This window comes from Actinospica robiniae DSM 44927 (assembly GCF_000504285.1).
Taxonomy (GTDB): domain Bacteria; phylum Actinomycetota; class Actinomycetes; order Streptomycetales; family Catenulisporaceae; genus Actinospica; species Actinospica robiniae.
On record NZ_KI632511.1, the window covers coordinates 8,883,178 to 8,906,466 of the forward strand.

Annotated in this window: 22 protein-coding genes; 7 read left to right on the forward strand and 15 right to left on the reverse strand. The window is 71.0% G+C overall.

Features of this window, described 5'->3' with window-relative positions; translation table 11 throughout:
• Positions 1 to 33 precede the first annotated feature (33 nt).
• Positions 34 to 1,575 (reverse strand): alpha-L-arabinofuranosidase B, encoded by a 1,542-nt coding sequence (locus tag ACTRO_RS38195; protein ID WP_034271145.1) that lies wholly within the window; start codon positions 1,573 to 1,575, stop codon positions 34 to 36.
• 734 nt (positions 1,576 to 2,309) lie between these two features.
• On the opposite strand from ACTRO_RS38195, the gene ACTRO_RS38200 reads away from it, so the two are divergent.
• Positions 2,310 to 3,098, forward strand: a complete 789-nt coding sequence (locus ACTRO_RS38200) for an MHYT domain-containing protein (protein ID WP_051452033.1) — start codon at positions 2,310 to 2,312, stop codon at positions 3,096 to 3,098.
• A 7-nt stretch (positions 3,099 to 3,105) separates the two neighbouring features.
• Here ACTRO_RS38200 and ACTRO_RS38205 read toward each other — a convergent pair whose 3' ends face one another.
• The 4 genes from ACTRO_RS38205 to ACTRO_RS38220 are packed head-to-tail and all read right to left on the reverse strand — an operon-like array spanning position 3,106 to position 5,777.
• A complete protein-coding gene (locus ACTRO_RS38205; protein WP_051452034.1) occupies positions 3,106 to 3,738 on the reverse strand; it encodes a GTP-binding protein in 633 nt (210 codons plus the stop codon).
• Positions 3,719 to 4,090, reverse strand: a complete 372-nt coding sequence (locus ACTRO_RS38210) for a DUF742 domain-containing protein (RefSeq protein ID WP_051452035.1) — start codon at positions 4,088 to 4,090, stop codon at positions 3,719 to 3,721. Before ACTRO_RS38210 ends, ACTRO_RS38205 begins: the two co-directional genes overlap by 20 nt.
• On the reverse strand, positions 4,087 to 4,467 hold the full coding sequence (locus tag ACTRO_RS38215; RefSeq protein ID WP_051452605.1) for a roadblock/LC7 domain-containing protein: 381 nt from the start codon (positions 4,465 to 4,467) through the stop codon (positions 4,087 to 4,089). The genes ACTRO_RS38210 and ACTRO_RS38215 overlap by 4 nt, the downstream gene beginning before the upstream one ends.
• A 26-nt stretch (positions 4,468 to 4,493) precedes the next feature.
• Positions 4,494 to 5,777 carry a sensor histidine kinase gene (locus tag ACTRO_RS38220; protein WP_051452036.1) on the reverse strand — a complete coding sequence of 428 codons (1,284 nt, stop codon included), beginning with the start codon at positions 5,775 to 5,777 and terminating at the stop codon, positions 4,494 to 4,496.
• Positions 5,778 to 6,278: 501 nt separating this feature from the next.
• Between ACTRO_RS38220 and ACTRO_RS38225 the strand changes: the two genes are divergently transcribed.
• A complete protein-coding gene (locus ACTRO_RS38225) occupies positions 6,279 to 6,653 on the forward strand; it encodes a hypothetical protein (protein WP_211244552.1) in 375 nt (124 codons plus the stop codon).
• Between the two features lie 51 nt (positions 6,654 to 6,704).
• On the opposite strand, the gene ACTRO_RS38230 is transcribed toward ACTRO_RS38225, so the two are convergent.
• The 6 genes from ACTRO_RS38230 to ACTRO_RS38255 all read right to left on the reverse strand — a co-directional run bounded on the left by ACTRO_RS38230 (position 6,705) and on the right by ACTRO_RS38255 (position 15,177).
• Positions 6,705 to 7,637 carry a lysozyme gene (locus ACTRO_RS38230; RefSeq protein ID WP_034271147.1) on the reverse strand — a complete coding sequence of 311 codons (933 nt, stop codon included), beginning with the start codon at positions 7,635 to 7,637 and terminating at the stop codon, positions 6,705 to 6,707.
• Between the two features lie 70 nt (positions 7,638 to 7,707).
• On the reverse strand, positions 7,708 to 10,098 hold the full coding sequence (locus ACTRO_RS44520; protein WP_051452037.1) for a PKD domain-containing protein: 2,391 nt from the start codon (positions 10,096 to 10,098) through the stop codon (positions 7,708 to 7,710).
• A gap of 916 nt (positions 10,099 to 11,014) precedes the next feature.
• Positions 11,015 to 12,607, reverse strand: a complete 1,593-nt coding sequence (locus ACTRO_RS38240) for an IS1182 family transposase (RefSeq protein WP_034271150.1) — start codon at positions 12,605 to 12,607, stop codon at positions 11,015 to 11,017.
• Between the two features lie 873 nt (positions 12,608 to 13,480).
• Positions 13,481 to 14,434, reverse strand: a complete 954-nt coding sequence (locus ACTRO_RS38245) for a carbohydrate kinase family protein (protein ID WP_051452038.1) — start codon at positions 14,432 to 14,434, stop codon at positions 13,481 to 13,483.
• An 82-nt stretch (positions 14,435 to 14,516) separates the two neighbouring features.
• On the reverse strand, positions 14,517 to 14,699 hold the full coding sequence (locus tag ACTRO_RS38250; RefSeq protein WP_211244553.1) for an HIT family protein: 183 nt from the start codon (positions 14,697 to 14,699) through the stop codon (positions 14,517 to 14,519).
• Positions 14,700 to 14,739: 40 nt separating this feature from the next.
• Positions 14,740 to 15,177, reverse strand: coding sequence for a DUF7144 family membrane protein (locus ACTRO_RS38255; protein WP_034271153.1), 438 nt, complete (start codon positions 15,175 to 15,177; stop codon positions 14,740 to 14,742).
• Positions 15,178 to 15,381: 204 nt separating this feature from the next.
• On the opposite strand from ACTRO_RS38255, the gene ACTRO_RS38260 reads away from it, so the two are divergent.
• Together ACTRO_RS38260 and ACTRO_RS38265 are read left to right on the forward strand one after the other, a co-directional pair.
• Complete coding sequence (locus tag ACTRO_RS38260) at positions 15,382 to 15,819, forward strand: DUF6325 family protein (RefSeq protein ID WP_034271155.1); 438 nt, start codon at positions 15,382 to 15,384, stop codon at positions 15,817 to 15,819.
• Positions 15,820 to 15,881: 62 nt separating this feature from the next.
• A complete protein-coding gene (locus ACTRO_RS38265; RefSeq protein WP_034271157.1) occupies positions 15,882 to 16,205 on the forward strand; it encodes an SHOCT domain-containing protein in 324 nt (107 codons plus the stop codon).
• A gap of 62 nt (positions 16,206 to 16,267) precedes the next feature.
• On the opposite strand, the gene ACTRO_RS38270 is transcribed toward ACTRO_RS38265, so the two are convergent.
• Genes ACTRO_RS38270 through ACTRO_RS38285 form a run of 4 tightly spaced genes read right to left on the reverse strand, consistent with a single transcriptional unit; the run spans position 16,268 to position 19,608 of the window.
• Positions 16,268 to 17,353, reverse strand: coding sequence for a lactonase family protein (locus ACTRO_RS38270; protein ID WP_034271160.1), 1,086 nt, complete (start codon positions 17,351 to 17,353; stop codon positions 16,268 to 16,270).
• A 38-nt stretch (positions 17,354 to 17,391) separates the two neighbouring features.
• Positions 17,392 to 17,799 (reverse strand): RidA family protein, encoded by a 408-nt coding sequence (locus ACTRO_RS38275; RefSeq protein ID WP_034271163.1) that lies wholly within the window; start codon positions 17,797 to 17,799, stop codon positions 17,392 to 17,394.
• A gap of 22 nt (positions 17,800 to 17,821) precedes the next feature.
• Entirely contained in the window at positions 17,822 to 18,568 is a 747-nt protein-coding gene (locus tag ACTRO_RS38280; protein ID WP_034271165.1) for an IclR family transcriptional regulator, read from the reverse strand.
• Positions 18,565 to 19,608, reverse strand: a complete 1,044-nt coding sequence (locus ACTRO_RS38285; RefSeq protein ID WP_034271167.1) for a sugar kinase — start codon at positions 19,606 to 19,608, stop codon at positions 18,565 to 18,567. Before ACTRO_RS38285 ends, ACTRO_RS38280 begins: the two co-directional genes overlap by 4 nt.
• A gap of 117 nt (positions 19,609 to 19,725) precedes the next feature.
• On the opposite strand from ACTRO_RS38285, the gene ACTRO_RS38290 reads away from it, so the two are divergent.
• The 3 genes from ACTRO_RS38290 to ACTRO_RS38300 are packed head-to-tail and all read left to right on the forward strand — an operon-like array spanning position 19,726 to position 23,263.
• Positions 19,726 to 21,003: an amino acid deaminase gene (locus ACTRO_RS38290; RefSeq protein ID WP_034271170.1), complete on the forward strand. Its 1,278-nt coding sequence runs from the start codon at positions 19,726 to 19,728 to the stop codon at positions 21,001 to 21,003.
• A complete protein-coding gene (locus tag ACTRO_RS38295) occupies positions 21,003 to 22,625 on the forward strand; it encodes an N-acyl-D-amino-acid deacylase family protein (RefSeq protein WP_034271172.1) in 1,623 nt (540 codons plus the stop codon). The genes ACTRO_RS38290 and ACTRO_RS38295 overlap by 1 nt, the downstream gene beginning before the upstream one ends.
• Entirely contained in the window at positions 22,622 to 23,263 is a 642-nt protein-coding gene (locus ACTRO_RS38300; RefSeq protein ID WP_034271175.1) for a bifunctional 4-hydroxy-2-oxoglutarate aldolase/2-dehydro-3-deoxy-phosphogluconate aldolase, read from the forward strand. The genes ACTRO_RS38295 and ACTRO_RS38300 overlap by 4 nt, the downstream gene beginning before the upstream one ends.
• Positions 23,264 to 23,289: the final 26 nt, after the last annotated feature.

The following is a 23,289-nucleotide window of genomic DNA, read 5'->3' on the forward strand; positions in this document are numbered from 1 at the left end:
GAGTCAGTCACGGGAGCCCGGCGGGACGGGGTGTCAGCTCCAGGCGGTGGCGGCCAGCCAGGAGCTGTCCGCGGCCCACTGCGAGGTCGCGTCCCAGCTGTTCGAGCCGCCGTCGCCGGCGACGTAGCCGATGTAGTTGTAGTGCCGGATGAACTTGCTGGAGAAGTTCAGCGATTGCAGGGAGTAGCCGGTCCCGCTGTTGCCCACCTGCGGACAGAAGGTCGCGTCCTGGGCGAACTGGCTGGTTCCGTCGCTCGGCTCCAGGTAGAGCTCGAAGTTGTAGTGCCGGATGTAGTCGCCGGAGACGTTTGCGGACTCGAGCGAGACGCAGTTGCTGTTGGCCAGGCCGGGCACCACGAGCCAGGTGGCGTCGCCCTTGTCGGTCGAGGAGCTGGACGAGGTGACGGCCGCGATGACGACCTTGTCGTCACTCGAGTCGTGCTGCAGGTAGTCCGCGGTGCAGCAGGACGTGGTCGCCTGGATCGAGATGCGCGCGCCGGAGACGAACGGGGTGCTCGGCAGGGTGTAACCGGCCGCGACGACGTTGGCCTGGACCGCGTTGTCGGTGGCGTCGGTGGGTTCGGTCGCGGTCATGACGCCCTCGAAGAAGCTGCCGTCCGAGGACTTGCTGTTGTCGCCCCCGGTGCCGAGGACGATCGCTCCCTCCTGGTGCATCGGGGCGTAGCCGCTGGCCGTCGGGAGCGCGCCGCTGTACCAGGTGGTCAGGCTCCCCGATTGGGAGTTACCGCCCTTGATGGCGTAGGTGCTGGTGCCGTTCGTCTTCACGACGGCGGTCACGAACGGCGTGTTGTTGCCGGTGTTCGCAGTGTTCGAACCGTTGCCGCCGGCGAACAGACCGTTCTCCAAGTCGGCCTGGACCCACGGACCGATGCCCGAGCACGGCGAGAACCAGCATTCGGTGCCGAAGTTGATGGCGCTCATGTGGCCGTTGCCGTTGTCGTCGCTGTTCGTCTCGGCGTTGCCGTAGTCGAAGCAGCACCCGTTGTTGACGTGCGTGCCGGAGGCGACCATGTACTCGCCCTGGGCGGTGCTGCCGGTGGCCGTGCCCTTGGCGGAGTTGTCGCGGTAGCCGTTGCCGGGCGCGATGTAGACGCCGTACGCCTTGTGGCCGCCGACATAGACCGGCAGCGCGGCGGCGTTCGACGCGGTGTCGGCGCTGCCGTTGCCGCCGGCGCCCTCGACGGTCAGGTCATTGTGATTCGAGGTCTGGTCGTAGATGCGGGTGATGGTGCAGGTGGTCCCGGAGCAGAAGCTGTCCTGCGTCGCGGCGTTGGCCACGCCGCCGGCGGACAGCGGCGAGACGGTGGTGTACGTGCTGTCGGAGGCGCGCTCTACCTGGTAGAGCGCCCCGCTGTAGGCGGCGAACAGGGCGCGGGTGGTGCTGTGCGCGGCGACGCAGGGGGTGCCCGCGGCGGCGAGGATGTCGCACGGTTCCTGGGTCGCGGCCTGCGAGGTGACGGCCGTACAGACCAGCAGTCCGGCGGCGAGGGCGAGGGTGGTGGCGAGGGAGGCGAGGAGTCGGCGGATACGCGTGCGGGCGTGTTGCACAACCATGTGGAACTCCGTTGTTCATCGTCCATGGGTACTCGGGTGGGTTCGCCGCGCGGCGGGGGAACGGACGCGCGGGCCGTGCTCGCCCGCCGGAGCGGTCTGGGGTCGGCCGGCCGGCGGAACGGGGCTGCAGCGGCCCGGCCGGGCAGGGCGGCCGGGGCGGAGCATCAGGTCTATACCAATGTGAACGCTAACAATTTAGCGGAGCAAGCGCACCCGCTGATCTGACGAGAGAGAAGGAAGTCGCGTGGTGCGCCGCGTCACACTATGGCTGCGGGTGCAGAGTGCGTCAAGACTTACCGTGGTGTTCATGTGAACGCACACAAAACTGCGCGCGACACCGAGGATCACCGGGCCCGGACCCGCAGAGCCTTGACAGGCCTTCACCGGGAGGTGACCATGTCGGGAAAGAGAGCGCTCTCCCGCGTGGGGTCGGGGGAGCGCTCTCGTTGTGCCGCCGGCTTCCGCGAGGCGTGCGGGTTCATGATCGAACTCTTGAGATCACGGCGTTGTCTCGGTCGCTCGACGGCCCGGGGTTATGGCGGTACCGTGGCGGGGCGCTCTGGCAGTTGAATCTTTGACTTATCCGAGCGCGTCGATCACGCGCCCCGGATTCGCGGCCGGAGCTGATCGAACGCAGGTGGGAATCGACCCGGGAGCCGTCCGTCGGCACCCGGGTTACGGCGTTAGCGCGCCGTTACGAGATTCATCCATTACCGGTGAGGGGGAATGGCGACGTGGGCATCGAAATGCAGGGCTCTTATGGCAGCCCGTACCTGATCGCCCTGGCCTATGCGATGTCCTGCGTGGGCTGCGGCATGGGGCTCTCCACGATGGCGCGGGCGAGGTCCGCGACCGGACGGGCCCGGCGGCGCTGGCTGGCGCTGGCGGCGGTGTCCATCGGCGGGACCGGGATCTGGGTGATGCACTTCATCGCCATGCTCGGATACTCGCTGCCGAATACCCAGATCACCTTCAACCTGCCGCTCACCCTGGTGAGCCTGGCCGTCTCCGTCGGCGTGGTCTGGTACGGACTGCACTTCGCCGTGCGCGGAGAGGGCGGGTTCGTCTCGCTCATCCCGGCCGGCGCGGTCACCGGCATCGGCGTGGCGGGCATGCACTACCTCGGTATGGCCGCCATGAACGTGCAGGCCTCCGTGCACTACAACCTGCTGCTCGTGGTGCTCTCCGTGGTGATCGCCGTCACCGCCGCCACCGTCGCGCTGTGGTTCGCGGTCAACCTGCGCGCCGCGGCCGCGATGCTCGGCGCCGCCCTGCTCATGGGCGTGGCCGTGACCGGCATGCACTTCACCGGCGAAGCCGCGATGGTGGTGAGCACCGCGCACGAGGCGGCCGGCGGCGGCCTGACCTCCAACCAGCTGATCGCGCCGCTCGTCATCGTGGTCGTGGTCTCCACCTTCGCGATCCTGCTCACCCTGGGCCTGAGCCCGAGCGCGGCCGAGATGGAGCAGGAAGAGCGGGTCAAGGAGAACCTGCAGAAGCTCGCCGACCTGCGGCGCATCTGACACCTCGTCAGTCCCCCGCGGCGAAGGCCTCCTCACGCGGGGGAGGGGCCGCCGCGGTGCGCGAGAGTGCGAGCAGGTACTCGGTCAGCGAGATCAGCACCCTGCGGCAGTCGGCGCGGGAGCGGGCGTCGAAGTTCAGGACCGGGACGACCTCGGGCAGGTCGAGGGCCTGGCGCAGGGCCTCGGCCGGGTAGACCGGCGCCTCCGGGAAGCCGTTGGCCGCCACGATGAACGCGGAGCCGCGCCGCTCGAGGCGTTCGAGCACGTCGAAGCTCTCCTCCAGCCGGCGCACGTCCACCAGCACCACCGCGCCGAGCGCGCCGTCGACCAGGCCGTCCCACAGGAACCAGAAGCGCTCCTGGCCGGGCGTGCCGAACAGGTAGAGCACGATCGACTCGCCCAGGCTGATCCGGCCGAAGTCCATCGCCACCGTCGTCGTGGTCTTCGTCGAGCCGCGGCCGAGCACGTCCAGCCGGGCGCCGTCCCGGGTCATCGTCTCCTCGGTGGTCAGCGGGCTGATCTCGCTGACGGAGGTGACCAGGGTGGTCTTGCCCACGCCCAGCGGTCCGACCACGGCGATCTTCAGCGCCGTCGCCAGCGCGGGATGCAGCGCCGGCGGCTCAGAGCCGTTGAAGGCCACGCAGCACCTCCTGGAGCAGGTCGGGATCGGGCAGCACCTGCGCCCGCGGCGCGCGGGTGACCGCGAGGCCGGCCGCGACCAGGTCGTCGATGAGCACAGCGGTGGCGCTGAAGGGCAGCCGCAGGTAGGCCGAGCACTCCGCGGCCGAGAGCGGGGTGGCGCACATCCGCAGGATCGACCGCTGCTCGGGGCCGCGCCCGGCGCTCTCCGCGGCGGCCGCGACCACGAGGGTGACCAGGTCGATCCGGGTGCGCCCGGACGGACCCACCCGCCCGCCGGTGATCACGTAGATCCGGGCCAGGTCGCGCGCGTCCAGGTCGTCGAGTTCGGGCATCGCATACACCGCGGTCATGCCGGCTCGGGTTCCGGCGCCCTCGGCGCGCTGGCCAGATGCTCGCCGAGGCGGGCCACCAGGTCGCGCATCTGCTGGCCCATCAGGCCCGCGTCCACGCCCGCGTCGGCCAGCGCGGCGAGGTACGCGCCGGGCCCGGCGGCCATCAGGAAGAAGAACCCGCCGGCCGACTCGATCACCACCAGCCGCACCTCCCGGCTCGCCTCCGGGTGCATCTGCGCGATGGCCGCGGCCAGGCTCTGCACCCCGGCGCAGGCCGCGGCGAGCCGGTCGGCGAACTCGGCGTCGGCGCCGCGGTGCGCCATCCGCAGGCCGTCCCCGGAGAGCACCATCACCTGCCTGGTGCCGGGCACGGTGGCCACCAGGTCCTCGAGCATCCAGTCCAGATCAGGTCGCAGCCGGTTCACGGCGCCATCCCCTCCTTCTTCTTCCTCGGGCTCAGGCCCTCGCGCGGCGGTCCGTGCAGGTGGCCGAGCCATTGGCCGGGTCCGGCGTCGGGCGGCGCCGGTGCCGGTGCCGGGGGCGGCGCCGCCGGCGGTGGCGGCGTGGGCCGCTCGGCCTCGGGCGTGTAGCGGCGCCGGCGTGGCAGCCCATTGATACTGGCGGGCGCGGTGCCGGCCGCCGCGTGCCGGGCCGAGGCGGCCGAGCGCGGCGGCTCCGAGCGGGTCAGCGGGCTCGCGGCCGGCGCCGGGTCCGGCTCGGGCAGGGCCTCGGTGATCAGGCGGGCCGGCAGCAGGATGCTCGCGCGTACGCCTCCGCCCTCGCCCGGAGCGAGGGAGACCTTGAATCCGGCCGCGCGGGCCAGGCGCCCGACCACGGCCAGGCCCAGCCGCGGCGTCGTGCCCAGGGCCGCGGCTTCGAGCCCTGCGTTCTCGGTGGCCAGCACCTGCGCGGCCCGGGCCCGCGCCTCCGGGCCGAGGCCCACGCCGCTGTCTTCGACCTCGATGACCAGGCCGTCCGCGAGCCGCGCGGCGCGCAGCACGACGTGGGTGTCCGGCGGGGAGTAGCGGGTGGCGTTGTCCAGCAGCTCGGCGAGCGCGTGCACGAGCGCCTCCACCGCCTCGCCGGCCACCGCCGCCGATTCCGGCAGCGTCCCGATCGTCACCCGGCGGTACTCGGTGATCCGCGACATCGCGCCGCGGAACACGGCCAGCAGCGGCGCCGGCCTGGTCCAACGGCGGCCGGTGCGCTCGCCGCCGAGGACGGCGAGGCTGTCGGCCAGCCGTCCGATCAACGCGGTGGCGTGGTCGAGGTGCAGCAGGTCCGCGAACACGGCCGGGTCGGCGCCGTGCCGGTCCTCCATCTCGCGCAGTTCCCGCAGCTGCCGGTTGACCAGCGCCTGGATGCGCCGGGCCAGGCTGACGTAGGGGTGCCGGACGCGCGGCGCGGGGGGCTCAGGGCGCTGATCGACGACCGGGTCGGGCGGCGCGGCCGCGGCCGGCGGCGCGTCCGGTTCCGATGCGCGTCCGGCCAGGATCAGCGCGGCCGCGGTGGCCAGCACCGCGGCGAGTTCGAGCCCGATGATCAGGGGTCTGCGTCCAGGAGGGGAGAGCAGGGCGCCGGCCGTCCCCGTCGCGACCGCGATCACGACTGCCAGCACAGCGGCCGGCCGGGCCGCGCGCCGGCGCGGCCGGCCGCGGTCGGCTTCGGGATCCGGGGGTGCGGGGGCGGGCCGCGTCAGCGCCATGGGCGTCCTCGGGTTCGATCAGCGTCGGGCACGCGCGGTATCAGTGCGCGTTCACAGGGTTAGCCATATCCCCTCCGGCCTTGATCCCGCAGCCCGCTTCGCCGCCCGCCCGGGCGGCGCCACCCGCCGTCCGCCCCGCCTCCGCGCCGGTCGCGCAGGTCAGCGACGGAGCACGGGGAGCCGCCGTGCGCCCGGGGATGCCCCGGATGCGCCGGGTGCGCTCCGCCGGAACGGACTTCGAGCGGACTTCCGCCGCCGCGGTGCGTCCCGGATGACACAGTGGGGCGGTCCGAACTACGTCGGTCGAGGTGGTCAGGCGTGCCCACACGCAGAAAGCAGAACGTGCCCCGGGAGGGGGAGCAGCCGGCCTCAGCCCAGGGCCGCGGCGGCGAATCCGCGGACGGCCCCGGGATGGCGCCGCCGCACGCCGTCAGACCCGCCCGCCGCACCCGATCCCCCGGAACCGTGAATCCGAGAGCTAGAGCTGATAAGGAGCAGTCCATGTCCATGACCGTAGACGCCGCGCTCAAGGAGGCTATGGCCGTCGAGGGCGCGATCGGCGCGGCCCTGGTCGACTACAGCAGCGGCATGTCCCTCGGCGCGATCAGCACGACCAAGGAGCTCGACCTGACGGTCGCGGCGGCCGGCAACACCGAGGTGGTGCGGGCGAAGATGCGCACGATGGACATGCTCAAGATGAACGACACCATCGAGGACATCCTCATCACGCTCGGGCGCCAGTACCACCTGATCCGGCCGCTCGGCACGCGCACCGGCGCGGGGCTGTTCCTCTACCTGGCGCTGGACAAGACGCGCGGCAACCTGGCGCTGGCCCGGCACCAGATGCGGCACGTGGCCGACGAGATCGAGCTTTAGCCGGTCCGGGGGCCGCACCGCGGTGCGGCCCCCGGACCCGGCCGTCGGACCTCAGCCCTTGGTGGCCAGGGTCTGCAGCTGCGCGTAGGCGCCGTTGAACACGTCCTGGTCGCCCGGCTCCGAACCGGAGTCCGCGTACTGCCAGAAGGTGTAGTAGCCCCAGCCGTTGGGCAGCGTGCCGCCGCCGCTGGCGGTGTAGTTGGCCACCCACAGCGGGTCCTCCGAGGCGAAGGCGCTGGAGTTGCCGGTGCAGGTGGTCCACCAGTCGGTGGTCGAGTAGATCACCGGGTACGCCTTCTCCTTCGCCGCGTACTCGTTGACGAACGACCTGACCCAGCTCACCATCGAGCTCTGCGACAGTCCGTAGCACTCGGCGCCGTAGGGGTTGTACTCGATGTCCAGCGCGCCCGGCAGGGTCTTGCCGTCGGCCGACCAGCCGCCGCCGTGTGCGATGAAGTAGTCGGCCTGGGCCGCGCCGGTGGAGTTGTTCGGGATGGCGAAGTGGTACGCGCCGCGGATGAGGCCGGCGTTGTACGGGCCGTTGTACTGGTTGGTGAAGTCGGCGTTCGTGTAGTACGTGCCCTCGGTCGCCTTGGCGTACGAGAAGTCGATGTGCGGCGCGATGCTGGACCAGGTCAGGTTGCCCTGGTAGGAGCTGATGTCGATGCCCGGCAGTTGCGGCACGCTGGCGGCCGGGGTGACCGCCGCTTTGGCGGCGGCGGACGCGGCGGTGGACTCGTGCGCGGCTACGGTCGAGCCCATGTAGTCGAGCTGCGGGTGGGTGATCGCCTCGGGGTGCACCGGCGTGTTCGGGCGGTCGGCGGACACCTGGACCATGCTGCCGTTGAGGGCCCGGGCGTAGGTGGCGGCCGGGGCCGCCGCGGCGTGCGCGGCGCCGGCCTGGCCGACGGTCAGGGCGAGCGTGGCGAGTGCGGCGGACGCGGCAGCGAGCGTCCGGCGCGAGGCGAGTCGAGCAGTCTGCATCGTCGTTCCTCAGGTGGGTGGGAGTGGGTGAGCGGTGGTGCGGCCGCGGCGGGCCGGACCTGGCGGGTGGTCAGCTCGCGCTGCCCAGGCAGCTGTGGCCCGGGCTCGCGACGGCGGGTACGCTCGCGCCGCTGGGCAGGGCGCCGTGGACCGCGTAGTACGCCAGGTCGTCGGTTCGCTGCGGAGTCTTGGAGGTGGTGGAAGCCGCGCCGACCAGGAACAGATTGGTCAGCGTGACGTTGAGCGGGCGCACGACGTAGTCGAACGGTGTCGTGCCCGGGTCGTCGGCGGACGGGTTGGTCCAGCCGCACGCGTTGTCGAACAGGGCGTTGGCGGCGGCCTGCCCTACCGTGATCACCAGGTAGTTCCCGCTGAGCGTGGCGGCCCAGGCCGCGGCGAAGCTGGTGGTGACCTGGCTCGAAGGCAGCCCGGCGTAGGACGCGGCGGCCAGCGCGGTCGTCTTGTCGCCGGAGGTGGCCGCGTACAGCAAGACCGTGCCGGGGTAAGCGGTCGGCGTGCCCGGCAGGGCACTGCTGGTCCAGGCGGTGCCGGGCGCGCTGCTGGTGTCCAGGCTCGGCGTGCCCGCGTTGGCGAGGAAGACCTGCTGGCTGGATCCGGGCACGATATTGCTGCTCACCGCGTTGATCGCGGTGGCCGTGCCGGGCAGCGTCCCGGTCTGCCAGGCCGTACCGTTCCAGTATGTGACGGCGGCGGTGCCTGCCGAGGTGGGGTAGAACACTTCATCGGTCACCGTGCCTGAGGAAGTCAGGGTGCTGGTCGCGACGAGCTTGGAGCCGGCCGACGGCGTGCCGACAATCTCCTGCGTCTGCCAGGTGCCGCTCGCGCTGAGATCCGCGACGGCGAGATGGCCTGAGGCATCGATGAAGAACACGTCGATACCGGAATTGGTGCTGTCGGCGGCGAGCGATGTGCCGGCCGAGACGCCGAGGCTGTCAGGTATCGCAGCGCTTTGCCAGCCAGAGCCGGAGTTCGCGGCGGCGATGATGTTCCCTGCGGTATCGAGGTAGAAGGCGTACTCGGTTGATCCGGTCGTGGCCGTGGCGAGCGAGCCGGGCGCCGAAGTCGTCGGGCCGGAGATCGCCGCGGACGACCAGCTGCCGCCCGTTTCCGTGGAGACATCGAGGCCTGAAGCGGCACTGAAGTAGAACACTGACGGCGTAGTGGCCTGCGCGATAGCCGCAATCGCGCTGGTGGCCACGGGCGATCCGGGCAACGGAGCGCTGATCCAACTGGCCGTTCCAGAACTCACCTCACCGAAGTACGTCTCGCCGAGCGCGCCGCCGCTGGTGCGGTAGAAGGCGTGCGGGATGGTCGCGTCGGCAACGGCCGAGTCCGCGTAAGTGAGGCTTGTCAGCCCACTGCCAGCCGCCAGCGTGCCCGGCTCGGTCTGCTGCAACCAGGCCGCGCCATCCCAGCTGTCCACCGCGAGGGCGCCGGTCGAGGTCTCGGTGAATTCGTACTGCATCACCGGGTCGGTGGTGTACCAGACCGACGTGTTCGGGTCGGACGAAACGGTCGAGCCGGCCGCGCCGACGCTGACGTTCCAGGTCTTGGTGGTGACGGTACCGAGGTTGGAGGTCGCGCTCATCGTCACGGTGTAGAGCCCGGCCCGGGTGAAGACGTGGCTGACCGACGCGCCGGTGGCGTTGTTGTTCCGGCCGTCGCCGAAGGTCCAGGCGTACTGGCTGATCGAGCCGCCGGGCTCGGTCGCCGTGGCGGTGAAGGGCACGGCCATGCCCGCCGCAGCAGTGGCGGGAGCGATGATCGTTGCAGTCGGTGCAGGCGACTGCGCCGCACTCGGCGGCGCGACCAGAACCCACTGTTCGCCCGAGCCCCAGGTGGATCCGGCCCAAGTGGTGAGGCTCAGATTCGTGTTGTACTGCACGGTGATCCCGGCCGAGCCGAGGAAGTCGCCGTTGGCCATGTCCACGGTGCCGTTGGAGTCGACCGAGGTGATCAGCCCGACGTGGTCGGCGAACGTGGCCGAGGTGATCGTCCCGGCCGGGTAGAACAGGACCGCGTCCCCCGCGGCGGGCGTGCCCGAGTCGGCAGCCGGACTCTCGCCGTCGGCCAGCGCCCAGGCGTAGAACGAGTTCGCTCCGGCATTAAGCAGGTTGAGATTCGCGGTAACCCCGCCCTGCTCCCAGGCCCACTTGGCGAAGTCCGCGCACCACTCCTCGTTCTGGTCGGCGACGTCGTGCGTGCCGTCGGTGCCGCAGCCGTCCGAACTCGGCGAACCCGCGGCCACGAGCGTGCTGTACGGGTCGCAGTCCACTCCGCCGAAGCTCGTCTCGGCCGGGTTCGTGGCCACGCCGATCTGCCCCAGAGCGATGCTCGCGATGGACCCGCCGAGCGCGTCCGGCCGGGCCACGGCCGCCGCGGCAGTCGGCGCGAGCGCCGAGGCCAGGGCCACCATCGCGAGTGCGACGCCGCCGGCCACACCGGCCGTTCTCCGTCGTGCGCGCAGGAACCGAGCCACTTGCCACCTCCGAGCCGAAGCTGTCAGAGCACTGGCATGAGGATGGCGAAGCCGTCGTAAAAAAGCAATGGTGCTTGAAGAAACTTTGAAACTATGTTTCGTTGTGAGGGGTCAGCCAGGGAGATCGTGCACGGAGATACCGATCTTCCGTAAGGATTCTTCGTCCGTTCGCCTGGACCTGTGGCTTGTTCACTAGCGTGAGTCGATGATCGGTTGGCCGCTTCGCGCCGCCCGTTTCGTCTGACCACTCGCCCACCCGTTGCGTGGGCGGGGCGGGCTGGGGTTTCAAGATCTCGCCTCCGGCTGGGGCCTTCCCTCGGAGAGAGATGCCGGAGTCTGTGGGGTGGTGTGGTTGGTGGGGCGGGCTGGGGTTCGGGGTGGTCGGGTTGCGGGTGCGTGCTCTCTCCTCGGTCGGGCACCGGAGGCAATCAGGAACCTGTCGGGAGGTCAAGCGGCGGTAGCTTCCACTGATGCTGGATCTTGCATCGCGCCGCTTGACCTCCCGACAGAACGCTGATCGGGCTTCGCCTGCCCGACCGAGGAGAGAGCCCACCCCCTGAGGATCGGCGTGAGCTGCGCTCGGGCCGGGCGGCCTGGCCGCACTCGACGCGGAAGGATCCTGCATCGCCGTGCTGGCCCGCTCTTTTGTTCTCTACTGTTTCAACGCCGGGGAGCGCGCCCGAGTTCCCCGGAAGTGTCCGGAATTCTCTATAACCGGCAAAGGCCGGATTCATGGTTTTTGTCAGTAGTGGCGTCTAGCATGGAAGCGTACGGGGATCGGGACTTGTGACAGGAGGGGTGGTGGACGGGGTGTGGCCGAAGACGGTGCAGGATTTCCCCTCGGGGGACTCTGCTGGCGAAGTCGGGGGTGGTTTGGTTAGGCGGGTTTGCCGATGTGGTGGGTGTCGTAGAGGGCTTGTATACGGGTGGGTCGGCGGGGTTTGGTCTGGGTGGGCGCGTAGTGCGCGCCGAGGCGTCTGATGTTGATCGCGATGCCGGTCAGGACGTTTTGGAGGTGGTTTTTGGGGAGCCCGCGGTAGCGGGAGTGGCGTAGATCGCTGATGCGTACGGCCTGGGAGATGGTGCCCTCGATACCGGCGCGCTGGTTATAAACCTTCTGCCATTCTGGGGTGTGCTGGGTGCGGATCGCGTTCATGCGGGCCTCGTAGGGCTCGCGGGGGTGAACGACCAGCACGCGTGGCCGAGGGGCCGGCGCGCTCAGACAGGCGGTGCGTAGCGGGCAGGGTGTGCAGTCGCGGCGGGAGAAGCTGAAGGCGACCAGCCCGTTCTTCTGCCCGCGCATCGGGTTGCTCACCTTCTCGCCCGGGCAGCGGGCGCGCCCGGTGTCCCAGTCGATCTCGAACTCGCGCGGGCTGAAGGTCCCGGTCTTCGCGCCCCGCCCGCTCGAGACGGTGACCGGCGCGATCAGGGTGATGCCGTGGCCGGCCGCGGCGATGAGGTTCGCGGCGGTGGGATACCCGGCGTCCATCACATGCACGCCCGGGCCCAGCCCGCGCGCCAGGAGCCGTTCCTGGATATCAGTTGTCTGCGCGGAATCCTGCACGGTCGCCGCGCTCGTGGCGACATCCGTGACCAGGTGCGGGAGATCCTCGTCGCAGGACTCGGTCAGGTGGACCTTGCCTCCCTCCCACCCGCTCGCGCGTTTGACCGCGTAGCGGGCATCCGGGTCGTACGGAGAGATCGGCAACTCGGCCGCGGGCGGCAGGTCGGTGACGGCTTTGAGCACCCATCCGCCGCCCTCACTCCGCTCGAAGTGCTGCTCCCAGACCTGGGCGAGCAGCCGTACCTGCGGCAGCCTAAGGACCCACCCGGCCGTGGGGTCCGCCTTAAGCGTCTCGAGCAGCAGCGAGCCGTCCGCGCCGAACCGCCCGGCCAACTCCTCCATCGTGGCCTTGCCCCGCCCGCGCCCGATCAGCCGGGAGGTCTCGACCTTGCGCCCGTACCGCTCCTCCCACCCCGGCGCCAGCAGCGGCACGACCCGCTCCGGAGCGACCCGCGCGATCTCCTCGAGCGCCGCACGCACACTCTCGCCGAGCATCTCGACCCGGCCCAGCGAGCGCACCGCCGCGAGCACATGCGTCGAGTCCGTACGCGCCCGCCCGCCCGCGCGCACCAGCCCGGCCGCCTTGAGCTTGTCCAGCACGGTATCGAGCAGCGCGTCCGCGCGCCCCGGCTCGGCCAGCCGGGCCCGGAACTCGGCCAGCACCGACGCGTCGAACCCGGTCTCAGCCACATCCAGGCCCAGCGCGTACTTCCACGAGATCCGGTCCGCCATCGCCACCACCGCCTCCCGGTCCGAGAGGTTGTGCAGGAACTGCAACACCGTGACCATCGCCAGCAACCCCGGCGAAAGCGCGGGCCGGCCGAGCGCCGCAAACATCCCGGCGAACCGCTCGTGCTCGAAATCCTCATCGGCGAACAACGGCCCGAGCGCATCACGCACCCGCATCTCGCCCGTGCCCTTCGGATGCACCGCCCACGCCAACGCGGCCGTCGCCGCCGGAACCCCACCAGCCCGCACAGGACGAAACACCACAAGCCCCTCAATCACCCAGCCGACACGACCACCCAGCCTGCCACAAAATCAGACCACGACTTCGCCAGCAGAGTCCTCGGGGTGCGGCCGGGCCGCGCGATCCTGTGCAGTGCGTGAGCACCGGGTGCATCGGAACGGGGTGATGCAGAATCCTTCCGCATCGGGCACGGCTGGCCTGCGGGATTCTGCCGCGAGGTCAGGGATCGAGGCCGGTCGCACCAAGGCAATGCAGGATTCAGCAGTAAGCGCGACCCGAGCGCCGACCTCTTCGCGCGGACCGAGGATCGGGATGCTCGGATCAGGGTGATGCAGGATTCTTCCGGATCGAGCGCGGCCGGGCCCCGGGACGGGATTCGGCCCGAGCGGAGCTCGCACCACTTCCTCAGGGGGTGGGTTCTCTCCTCGGTCGGGCAGGCGAAGCCCGATCAGGGTTCTGCCGGGAGGTCAAGCGGCGCGATGCATGATTCACCATCAACGGAGACCTCCGCCGCTTGACCTCCCGGCAGGTTCCTGATTGCCTCCGGGGACCGACCGAGGAGAGAGCACACCCCCGCAACCCAACCACCCCCAACCTCAGCCCGCCCCACCAACCACGCGACCCCACGGACTCCGGCACTCTCCGAGGGAAGGCCCCAGCCGGAGGCGAAATCTTGAAACCGCAGCCCACCCGCCAACGCAACGGGTGGGCGGGTGGTCAGACAAACAGGGCGACGCGAAGCGGCCGCCCACACCACGACGACACTCCGCCCCAACAAGCCACTACGCCCCAGGAGCACGGCGCTCCGGCTACCCGAGCAGTGCGGCCCATTCCGGTGCCAGCGCGGCCCGGGTCATTGCGCCGGCCAGTTCGGCCTCGGTGATCTGCACCTCGCAGGTGCCGTGCGCTCCGCAGCTGAATGCCCCCGATACCGCGCCGGCCAGTGCGCACTCGGGCAGCGGACGTCCGGCGAAGTAGCGGCTCAGGAAGGCGGTGCTGTAGGCGTCCCCGGCGCCGTTGCTGTCCAACACCGGCCGCTCCGGCGTGGCGATCGGGTACCGCTGGAGCTGCCCGGATGAGCGATCGAGCACCAGGCTGCCGTGCTCGCCGTCGGTGGCGACGACCAGCGAGGCCCGGCCCCGCGCCAGGATCGAGTCCATGATCTGTTCGATTCCGCGCGCCGTTACGCCCGCGCCGGCCGCGCTGAGAAAGACCAGATCTGCCTCCAGCGCATATCCGAGCCCGTATGCCGCAGAACCATCCCACGTGTGCACGTCAGTTGATGTTGACGCGCCGAGGCGCCGGGCGTGCTCGAATGCGCCCAGTGCCCGGCCGGCGACGTGCACGTGCCGGGCCTTGGCGAGCGCCGGCAGATAGAACTCGGCCGGCAGCTCGGTGCCCTCCGGGTGCCGCCCGTCGAAGAACGAGAACCGCCGCCCGCCCGCGTCGACCAGGTTCACGCTCCGCGGCGTACCGTCGGGCGCAGGCAGATAACTGAAGTCCAGGCCGGTCTCCGCGTACCGGGCGAGCACCATCGCGCCGAGAGCATCTTCGCCGAGCAGGTCGAGGAACTTCGTGCGCAGGCCGAGCCCGTGGAAGCCGAGCGCCACCCCGTTACCGGAGTGCGCCACGTAGTCCCGCACCGGCGGCACCCAGACCGAGTCCCCGGCCGGTATGGAAAGCTCCGGCACCCGAACGATCGTGTCCACGCCCACCCCGCCGAGCACCAGCACGTCGAACTCGAGATCGCGGTCGCCCATCATTCCCCCAGAGTCATCGCCTGCCTCAGCAGTCGAGCAGCGTCCATCGCATCGTACCGGGGCTCTCTGAGCACGCCGTTCTCGGTCATGAGCGCGTGAAACTGTTGCTCGTCATAGGGAACGCCGCCTCGACCGCTCGGGCGACTCTGCGGACGAATCGCATCAGGCGCAGGTACTCGGTCTCGGACAAGTCGCGGATGACGTGCTCGACATGGCGTTTCGGCGCGACCAGGACCTTTCCGGGCAGGGTGTAAGTGCGCTGATCCATCGACTGACGGTCCATCCGGACAGTCTGTCGGACCCGTTCCTCAGTCGCGCCCGGCCGCCCGCGGGTTGACGCACAGGGCCCAGAGGATGAAGGCGGTCAGCGCGATCAGCACGATCGACCACTGCGGCTGGTAGGGCACGAACAGGAAGTTCGCCACGATGTGCAGGCAGGCGATGACGATCGCGGCGATCCGGGCCCACGGCCGGCGCATGGCCAGCGCGATGCCGGAGGCGAGCAGCAGCACGCCGAGGACGAGGTGGATCCACCCCCACGCGGTGATGCTGAACCGGTAGGCGTAGACGCCGAAGTGGAGGTACACGCCGTCGCGGGCGATCGCCGCCACCGACTCGAGGATCGTGAGCACGCCCTGGAGGATCAGCAGCACGACGGCGAGGTACACCCCGCCGGCCGACAGCGGGTTGGCCGCGGTGTGGTGCGGGTTGCGCGGCGGCTGCTGCTGCGGCGCGGACTGGCTCATCGGGTGGCTCCCTCGCTGGGCGGCGTGCTTCGCCCTTCCGAGCCTGCGTCGGGCCCGGCCCCGGCGCGAGGCGGCCGGTCCGAGTGGGTTCCGGCGCGGGCGCCGCGCCACCCGGACGGGTCGGCTCGGTGGCACCGCGGCCGGGCCCGACGCAGGATGCGGGGGAGCGCACAGGCGCCGCAGCGGAGCGCGAGGAGCGGGCAGATGGACGTCAACCAGGTCGACTACATGGTGATCGACTTTCCCGGCACGCTGCCGGCGGAGACGGTGGTGCCGCCGATCCAGGCCCTGGTCGAGGACGGCGCCGTGGAGATCCTCGACCTCGCGTTCATCCGCAAGGCCGGCGACGGCACCATCGTGGCGGTCGAGCTCGAGTCGCTCGGGGCCACGGAGGCGGACGCCTTCTCCGAGCTGACCGGCGAGATCCACGGCCTGCTCAGCGACGAGGACCTGCTGCTGGTGGGCCAGGAGCTGCCGAGCGGGAGCACCGCGGCCGTGCTGGTCTGGGAGAACACCGCGACCCGGGCGCTCAAGCGGGCCGTGCTCGCCTCCGGCGGCACCGTCGTCGCACACGAGCACGTGCCCGGACCGCTGGTGGAACGCGACCTCGCGGCCATCGGGATGAAGGCCTCGAGCATCTGAACCGGGCCCGCGCCGACCGGGCGCGCCCGGTGGCACCGTGACCACGGGAGGACGAGGAGAGCATGATCGGTCGACGACTCGCCCGCGGCGGACGCCCGGGGCTCATCGGTACCGCCGCGCGCACGGCCGTGATCGCGGGCACCGCCACCGCCGTCTCGAACCGGGTGGCCGGCCGGCAGATGGAGCATCAGGCCCGGCAGCAGGCGGCGGCGCAGGAGCAGGCCGCCGCCGCGCAGCAGACCGCCCAGCCGGCTCAGCCGGCGGCCAAGCCTGATCTCGACGACGAGGCGGTCGGCCAGCTCGAGCGGCTCGGCTCGCTCTTCTCCCAGGGCCTGCTCACGGCCGAGGAATTCGCCGCGGCCAAGCAGCGCGTGCTGACCGGCTGACCGGCCGGCCACCGGCTGCGGCGCGGCCGGCCGATCGCGCCGCGCCGCCGTCCGCGGGTTTCTCAGCCCTCGATCTCGCGCATCAGCAGGCAGGCGGGGGCGAAGACGTTCATGCTCGCGCCGGTCGGCGCGGGCACGCCGGTGGCCGGATCGAGCCGGAACACGGTGATGGCGTCCGAACGCTGATTCGCGCTCAGCAGCAGCGTGCCGTCCGGGGAGAGCGCGATGTCGCGCGGCCAGGCGCCGCCGATCGGCAGGGTGGAGATCCGCTCCGGCTTGGCCGGGTCGGCCAGCGAGAAGGTGAGCAGTTCGTCGCGGCCGCGGTTGGCGGTGTACAGGAACCGGCCGTCCGCGCTGATCACGATGCCGGAGGGGAAGTCCTCGCCGGACACGCCGTTCTCGAGCACCGGCACCTCCCCGAGCACGGAGAACTCCCCGCGCTCGGCGTCGTAGGTGCACGCGGCGACGGTGAAGCCGAGCTCGGCGATGACGTACGCGTAGCCGCCGGCCGGGTGGAAGACGAGGTGGCGCGGGCCGAAGCCGGGCCGGAACGAGGAGCGCGCGACCTGCTCCAGCGAGCCCTGCTCCGGGTCCAGCACGAAGGTGCGGATCGAGTCCGTGCCCAGGTCCACCGCGAGGATGTACCTGCCGTCCGGCGATTCGCGCACCATGTGCGCGTGCGGGCCGGTCTGGCGCTGCGGGTGCGGGCCGCGGCCCTCGAACGCGGCCAGGTGCGTCTGGCCGCCGACCGAGCCGTCCGGCTCGATCCGGTGCAGCGAGAGCGAACCGCGGTCGTCGGTGTCGCCGTAGTTCGCCACGGCCAGGAACCGGCCGCCGCCGACCAGCGCGGCGTAGCAGGGCTCTGCGCCGCCGGTGGGCATCGCCTCGCCGAGCGGCTCGAACCAGCCGGCCCCGTGGTCCGCGAACGCCGCGATCCGCCCGACCGGGCCCTCGTCCACTGCGTAGAGCAGTTCCCCGCCGGCCGGCGCGTTCCCGCCGCGCACCAGCCACGACGGGTCGGCGAACGGCGTGACCTGCCCGCGCGACTCCAGCGTGGCGCCGTCGGCCGAGGCCCAGGCCCGGCCGATCCCGCGGGTCTGGTTCGGTCCGCCGGTGTAGGTGCCGACGGTGAGTTCGATTCCTTGCATGCTCGATGAGCCTTCCACGGTGAGCGCTGACGGGTTGTTCAGTCGGTGACGGCGAGCGCGTCGATCTCCACCAGCATCTCGGCGTGCGGGAGGCCGGTGAACACGGTGGTGCGGGCCGGCGGGATCCCGCTCGGCACGTGCCGCACGATGAACTCGGAGTACGCGTCGTTCATCGCGGTGAAGTCCTCCCGGCGGGTGAGGTAGACCCGGAACATCAGCACGTCCTCGACGCTCGCGCCGCCGGCCTCCAGGATCGCCCGGACGTTCTCCAGCGTCCGCGTCGTCTGGCCCTTGACGTCGCCGAGGGCGATGTACGTCCCGGTCGCCGGGTCCATCGGGCCCTGCCCGGCCACCTGCAGGAACGGGCCCTTGCGCACGCCCTGGGAGAAGCTGTGGGCGGGGGCGGGGGCCGAGGGCGTGCGCACCGCGGTCTTGTGCGGGTCCATCAGGAACTTTCCTCTATTCGTTTCACGGAAGAAGCCAGCCGCAGTCGGCGGAGACCGCCGCCGCGGTGGCGAGCAGCTCGGGCAGCAGCTTCAGCACCTGCCCGAAGTCGAGCACGACGTCCGGCACGGACAGCGAGACGGCGGCGACCACGCGGCCGGTCGCGTCCCGGACCGGAGCGCCGACGCAGTTGAGGAACGTCTCATGCTCACCACGATCCACCGCGTACCCCTGTTCGGCGACCCGGGTGAGCTCGGCGAGGAACGCCTCCGGGTCGGTGAGCGTGTTCGGGGTCAGCGACTCGTACGCGATGCCCTCCGCGACGGCGCGGCGCTCGCGCGCCGGCAGGTCGGCGAGCAGGACTTTCGCGACGGCGGTGCAGTGCAGCCGCGCGCTCAGTCCGATCCGCGAGTACATCCGCACCGGATGCCGGGAGTCGTACTTGTCGATGTAGACGACCTCGCCGCCCTCGTAGGCCGCGAGGTGGACGGTGTGGCCGCTGTTCCGGTTGAGCGCGGCCAGGTGCGGCGCGGCGGCGGCGAGCACCGGACGCTGTTCGAGCGCGCGGCTGGAGAGCGCGAACAGGCCGGCGCCGAGGTGGTAGCGGTAGGTGGCGTCGCGGTAGACGAATCGGTCCTCTTCGAGAGTGCGCAGCAGGCGCAGCACGGTCGTCTTGTGCACTTCGACGCTCGCGGCGAGCTCGTCGAGCGAACGCGGACCTTCGGCAAGCTCTTGGAGCAGCTGCAGTGCCCGGCCGAGGCTCTGGCTCATGCGATGACCTCGGCGGCCGCGCGCAGCTTGGACCATTCCTGCGCCGTGCATTCCAGCAGCCGGGTCAGCTCGTCCGCGGCCGGGGGAGTGCCGTGGTCGCCCGAGACCATGAGCGCGCACGCGGCGCAGATATGACCGAGCCTCAGCCGGCGCCGCTGCTCGTAGCCGCGCAACAGGCCGGCCAGGTACCCGGCGGCGAACGAGTCTCCGGCGCCGATCGGCTCGACCACCTCGACCCGAAGCGCGGGCTCGACGACCACCGTGTCACCTTCGAACGCCGATACTCCGTTCTCGGCGTCCTTGACCACGAGCAGGCGCGGCCCGGGCAACAGAGCCCGTAGACGCTCCGGGTCGTCGGTGCCGAAGAGCGCTTGCGCCTCGTCGCCTCCGACGAACACGACGTCGGCCTGGTCGGCGAGGGTGGCGAGGACGTCTGCGGGGTCGACGCCGCCGGAGCCTTCCGGCCGCTGCCACATCGCCGGGCGCCAGTTCACGTCGAAGCTGACGAGCTGTCCGGGCCGGCGCTGATCGAGCACCGCTTGGACGAGCTGCCGGCCTCCGTCCCGGCCGGAAGCCTGGCCCAGAGCCGCGGTGATGCCGGTCAGGTGTATCAGCCGCGCGGAGTCGAGCAGCGCGGCGACGCGCGGCTGGTCGAGCGTGGCGGGTTCGAGCACTGATCCAGCCGAGGTGCTGCGGTAGTAATGCAGCTTGCTGCGACCCGGGCCGAGGTCGTGCGGCGAGCCGGTGGCGGCGCCGATCTCCTTGACGTACAAGCCGGTCGGCCGGTGCGGGTCGATGTCGACTCCGGAGACGTCGACGCCGTGGCTGGCGATCCCGTCGAGCAGCAGCCGCCCGAATCCGTCAGCGCCGACGCGGCTGACCCACGCCGCCGGCACACCGAGGGCCACGAGCGCGCAGGCCGCGTTGGACTCCGCACCGCCGAAGCCGCGGCGGAACAGCTCCGCGTCCTCGAGCGGTCCCGGCTGCTCGGGCAGCAGCGTGATCATCGACTCGCCGACGCAGACGACTTGCGCACTCACCGCCGGCTCCCTCGTGGACGTCGTTGACCTTCGACGAGCCGCGATGCTACAAGTTCTGTACACGATGCGCAATGGCCGTTGCATGATGCGCAACGGCGCTCGCAGGAGGGAACGACGATGACAGCCACCGCGACCGTGGCCGGCCTGGCCGACGAGGTGCTCGACTGGCGGTTCAAGGCGATCCCGGCGAGCGCCTGGGGCGTTTCGGTGCGGGAGCTGCTCGCCTCACGCCCGCGCCTGTCGGACTTCGGCACCCCCTTGCTCACGCTCGATGCGGGCGCACTCGCGGCGAACCTCGAGACGATGGCCGGATACTGCGCCTCCGCCGGCGTCGGACTCGCGCCCCACGGCAAGACGACCATGGCGCCCGCGTTGTGGGAACGCCAGATCGCCGCCGGAGCCTGGGGCATCACGCTCGCGAACGTGCCGCAGCTGCGGGTCGGACGCGCGTTCGGGCAGCGCCGGCTGCAACTGGCGAACGCGCTGGTGGACCCGATCGGGCTGCGCTGGATCGCGGACGAGCTCGACGCGGATCCCGACTTCTCGTTCGTCTCCTGGGTCGACTCGGTGCGTACGGTCGAGCTGATGAGCGGCCTGCTGCACGCCCACGGCGCGCGCCGCCCGGTCGACGTGCTCGTGGAGATCGGCCAGCCCGGCGCCCGCACCGGCGCGCGCGACATCGAGGAGGCCGTGGGGATCGCGCGCGCGGTGGCCGAAAGCCCGCGGCTGCGACTGGCGGGCATCGCAGGGTACGAAGGCGTCGTCGCACACGCGGCGTCGCCCCGGGATCTCGAGGCCGTGAGCGCCTACCTGCGCAAGCTCGTCGCGCTGCACGAGCGATTGACCGAAGCAGGGCTCTACGACCCCTCCGCCGAGATCGTCGTCACCGCCGGGGGGAGCGCGTTCTTCGACCAGGTCGTCGAGGTTCTCGGCCCGCTCGCGTCCTCCAATGTCAATGTACTGCTGCGCTCTGGCGCCTATCTCGTTCACGACGACGGCTTCTACCGCGGCATCTCCCCGTTCGGCCGAAGCGTCGGCGACAGCCCTCTGATCTCGGCCATGCATGGCTGGGCACGCGTGCTGTCCCGCCCCGAGCCCGATCTGGCACTCCTCGACGGCGGCAAGCGCGACTTCCCGTTCGACGAAGGCCTGCCCACGCCCCAATACGCGAACGGCGATCCGGGCCCGGTAGCCGGCGCGTCCGTGACCGCGGTCGCAGACCAACACACGTTCCTGCGCCTCGATCCCGGCAGTACGGTCAAGGTCGGCGAAGTCGTCCGGCTCGGGCTTTCGCATCCGTGTACTGCCATGGACAAGTGGTCATTGATTCCTGTGTTTGACGACTCTTCGAGCACTGACCCGATCGTCGTCGACCTGATCCGGACGTTCTTCTGATGACGACACTTCTACGCGGCGCCACCGTCGTCGACGGCACCGGCGCGCCCGGGTATCGCGCCGACGTCGTGCTCGCCGACGGCCGCATCGCCGAGATCGCACCGGAGAGCGCGGGCCGGCACGCCGCCGCGGACGGCGCGGCGCACTCAATCGACGCGGCAGGGCTCGTGCTCGCGCCGGGCTTCATCGACATGCACGCTCACTCCGATCTCGCGCTGCTCACCGACCCCGAGCACCTCGCCAAGGTCGGCCAGGGCGTGACGCTCGAAGTCCTCGGCCAGGACGGGCTGTCCTACGCGCCCGTCGACGACGAAACCCTCAGCCGGATCCGCCGCCAGATCACCGGCTGGAACGGAGATCCGGCCGGGTTCGACTGGAACTGGCGCAGCGTCGGCGAATACCTCGACCGACTCGACACCACCGGCATCGCCGCTAACGCGTGTTACCTGGTGCCGCACGGTTCCGTGCGTATGCTCGTGCTCGGATACGAAGACAGGGCGCCATCTGAGCACGAGCTCGAGAGCATGCGGACCCTGATACGGACCGGCATGGCCGAGGGCGCTGTCGGCATGTCCTGCGGCCTCGGCTACACGCCCGGGATGTACGCCGCCACGGAAGAACTCACCGATCTCAGCCGCGTCGTGGCCGACCTCGGCGGATTCCTCGCCCCGCACCACCGCTCGTACGGCGCGGGAGCCCTCGAAGCCTACGCGGAGATGATCGAGGTCTGTGAGACTGCCGGCTGCTCGTTGCACCTATCCCACGCCACCATGAACTTCGGCGTCAACAAGGGCCGCGCGGGCGAACTGCTCGCCCTGCTCGACGATGCGGCCGCGCGCGGCTGCGACATCACTCTGGACACCTACCCCTACCTGCCCGGCTCCACGACGCTTGCCGCGCTGCTGCCCGGCTGGACCTCGGCCGGCGGGCCCGACGGTGTCCTGCGTCTGCTTCAGGACGAGGAAGCGTGCCGGAAGATCCGGCGCGAGATGGAGATCGACGGATCCGACGGCTGCCACGGCGTTCCCGTCGACTGGGACACCATCCGCATCTCAGGGGTCGGAGATCTCGCACTCGCTGACCGAGTCGGGCGCACGATCGCGCAACTCGCCGCCGACCAATCCCGCGACGCCTTCGACGTCTACCGCGACCTGCTCCGCGCCGACCGGCTCGCCACCACGATCCTGCAGCTCGTGGGCCACGAGGAGAACGTCCAGGCGATCATGCGGCACCCGGCGCACACCGGCGGTAGCGACGGCCTGCTCGTCGGCGCCCGGCCGCACCCGCGCGCCTGGGGCACCTTCCCCCGCTTCCTCGGCCACTACGGCCGGGAACTCGGCGTCCTCGGGCTCGAGGAATGCGTCGCGCACCTGACCGGCAACGCCGCCCGGCGCCTACGGCTGCGTGATCGAGGCCTGATACGCGCCGGATACGCCGCCGACGTGGTCCTGTTCGACCCGGAGACCGTCCGCGACACGGCCACTTTCGACCAGCCCCGGCAGACGCCGACCGGCATCGAGCACGTCTTCGTCAACGGCGTATCCGTGATCGAAGACGGCCGCCGCACCAGCGCCGTCCCCGGGCGCGCCCTGCGCCGTACGAACAGAAGCGAGACGATATGAACCAGCAGCTCTCCGGCGCCCTGAACGTGATCGCGACCGACCGGGTCCTCGCCGTGGTGCGCGCCCCGAGCGTGCCGGACCCCGCAGGACTCTGCGACGCCCTCGCCGAGGGCGGCATCCGCGCGGTCGAGTTCACCTTCACCACCCCGGGCGTCGCCGACATCCTCGCCCGCGCCGCCGCCGCCCGCCGCCCCGGCACCCACCTCGGCGCCGGAACCGTGCTCACCGCCGGACAGGCCGAGGCGGCGATCGACGCCGGAGCCGAGTTCCTGGTGACCCCGGCGCTGCGGCCCGAGGTCGCCCGGGTGGCCGCCCGTGCGGACATTCCGGTGCTGATGGGTGCGCTCACCCCGACCGAGGTGCTGGGCGCCATGGATCTGGGCGCGGCCGCGGTGAAGATCTTTCCGGCCTCCTCGCACAGCCCGAAGTACATCAAGGATCTGCGAGGCCCGTTCCCGGACGTCCGGCTCGTGCCCTCCGGCGGCGTCAACCTCGGCAACGCCCGCGCGTTCCTCGACCACGGCGCCTTCGCCGTCTGCTGTGGCACCGATGTCGTCCCGCCCGACCTCGTCGCCGCGGGCGGCAACGAACTCGAGATCCGCGGCCGCGCCGCCGCCTTCGTGGCCGCGATCCGGTAACGTCGTGAGGGCTGGACTGCACGTCA

Excerpts from the sequence above, each read along its gene's own strand:
- ACTRO_RS38230 (WP_034271147.1), bottom strand. The coding sequence starts at position 7,637 with ATGCAGACTGCTCGACTCGCCTCGCGCCGGACGCTCGCTGCCGCGTCC.
- ACTRO_RS38260 (WP_034271155.1), top strand. The coding sequence starts at position 15,382 with ATGGACGTCAACCAGGTCGACTACATGGTGATCGACTTTCCCGGCACG.
- ACTRO_RS38240 (WP_034271150.1), bottom strand. The coding sequence starts at position 12,607 with ATGCGGGTGCGTGATGCGCTCGGGCCGTTGTTCGCCGATGAGGATTTC.
- ACTRO_RS38280 (WP_034271165.1), bottom strand. The coding sequence starts at position 18,568 with ATGAGCCAGAGCCTCGGCCGGGCACTGCAGCTGCTCCAAGAGCTTGCC.
- ACTRO_RS38210 (WP_051452035.1), bottom strand. The coding sequence starts at position 4,090 with ATGACCGCGGTGTATGCGATGCCCGAACTCGACGACCTGGACGCGCGC.
- ACTRO_RS38275 (WP_034271163.1), bottom strand. The coding sequence starts at position 17,799 with ATGGACCCGCACAAGACCGCGGTGCGCACGCCCTCGGCCCCCGCCCCC.
- ACTRO_RS38195 (WP_034271145.1), bottom strand. The coding sequence starts at position 1,575 with ATGGTTGTGCAACACGCCCGCACGCGTATCCGCCGACTCCTCGCCTCC.
- ACTRO_RS38295 (WP_034271172.1), top strand. The coding sequence starts at position 21,003 with ATGACGACACTTCTACGCGGCGCCACCGTCGTCGACGGCACCGGCGCG.
- ACTRO_RS38255 (WP_034271153.1), bottom strand. The coding sequence starts at position 15,177 with ATGAGCCAGTCCGCGCCGCAGCAGCAGCCGCCGCGCAACCCGCACCAC.
- ACTRO_RS38250 (WP_211244553.1), bottom strand. The coding sequence starts at position 14,699 with ATGGATCAGCGCACTTACACCCTGCCCGGAAAGGTCCTGGTCGCGCCG.
- ACTRO_RS38270 (WP_034271160.1), bottom strand. The coding sequence starts at position 17,353 with ATGCAAGGAATCGAACTCACCGTCGGCACCTACACCGGCGGACCGAAC.
- ACTRO_RS38245 (WP_051452038.1), bottom strand. The coding sequence starts at position 14,434 with ATGATGGGCGACCGCGATCTCGAGTTCGACGTGCTGGTGCTCGGCGGG.
- ACTRO_RS38225 (WP_211244552.1), top strand. The coding sequence starts at position 6,279 with ATGTCCATGACCGTAGACGCCGCGCTCAAGGAGGCTATGGCCGTCGAG.
- ACTRO_RS38220 (WP_051452036.1), bottom strand. The coding sequence starts at position 5,777 with ATGGCGCTGACGCGGCCCGCCCCCGCACCCCCGGATCCCGAAGCCGAC.
- ACTRO_RS38300 (WP_034271175.1), top strand. The coding sequence starts at position 22,622 with ATGAACCAGCAGCTCTCCGGCGCCCTGAACGTGATCGCGACCGACCGG.
- ACTRO_RS38265 (WP_034271157.1), top strand. The coding sequence starts at position 15,882 with ATGATCGGTCGACGACTCGCCCGCGGCGGACGCCCGGGGCTCATCGGT.
- ACTRO_RS38215 (WP_051452605.1), bottom strand. The coding sequence starts at position 4,467 with ATGCTCGAGGACCTGGTGGCCACCGTGCCCGGCACCAGGCAGGTGATG.
- ACTRO_RS38290 (WP_034271170.1), top strand. The coding sequence starts at position 19,726 with ATGACAGCCACCGCGACCGTGGCCGGCCTGGCCGACGAGGTGCTCGAC.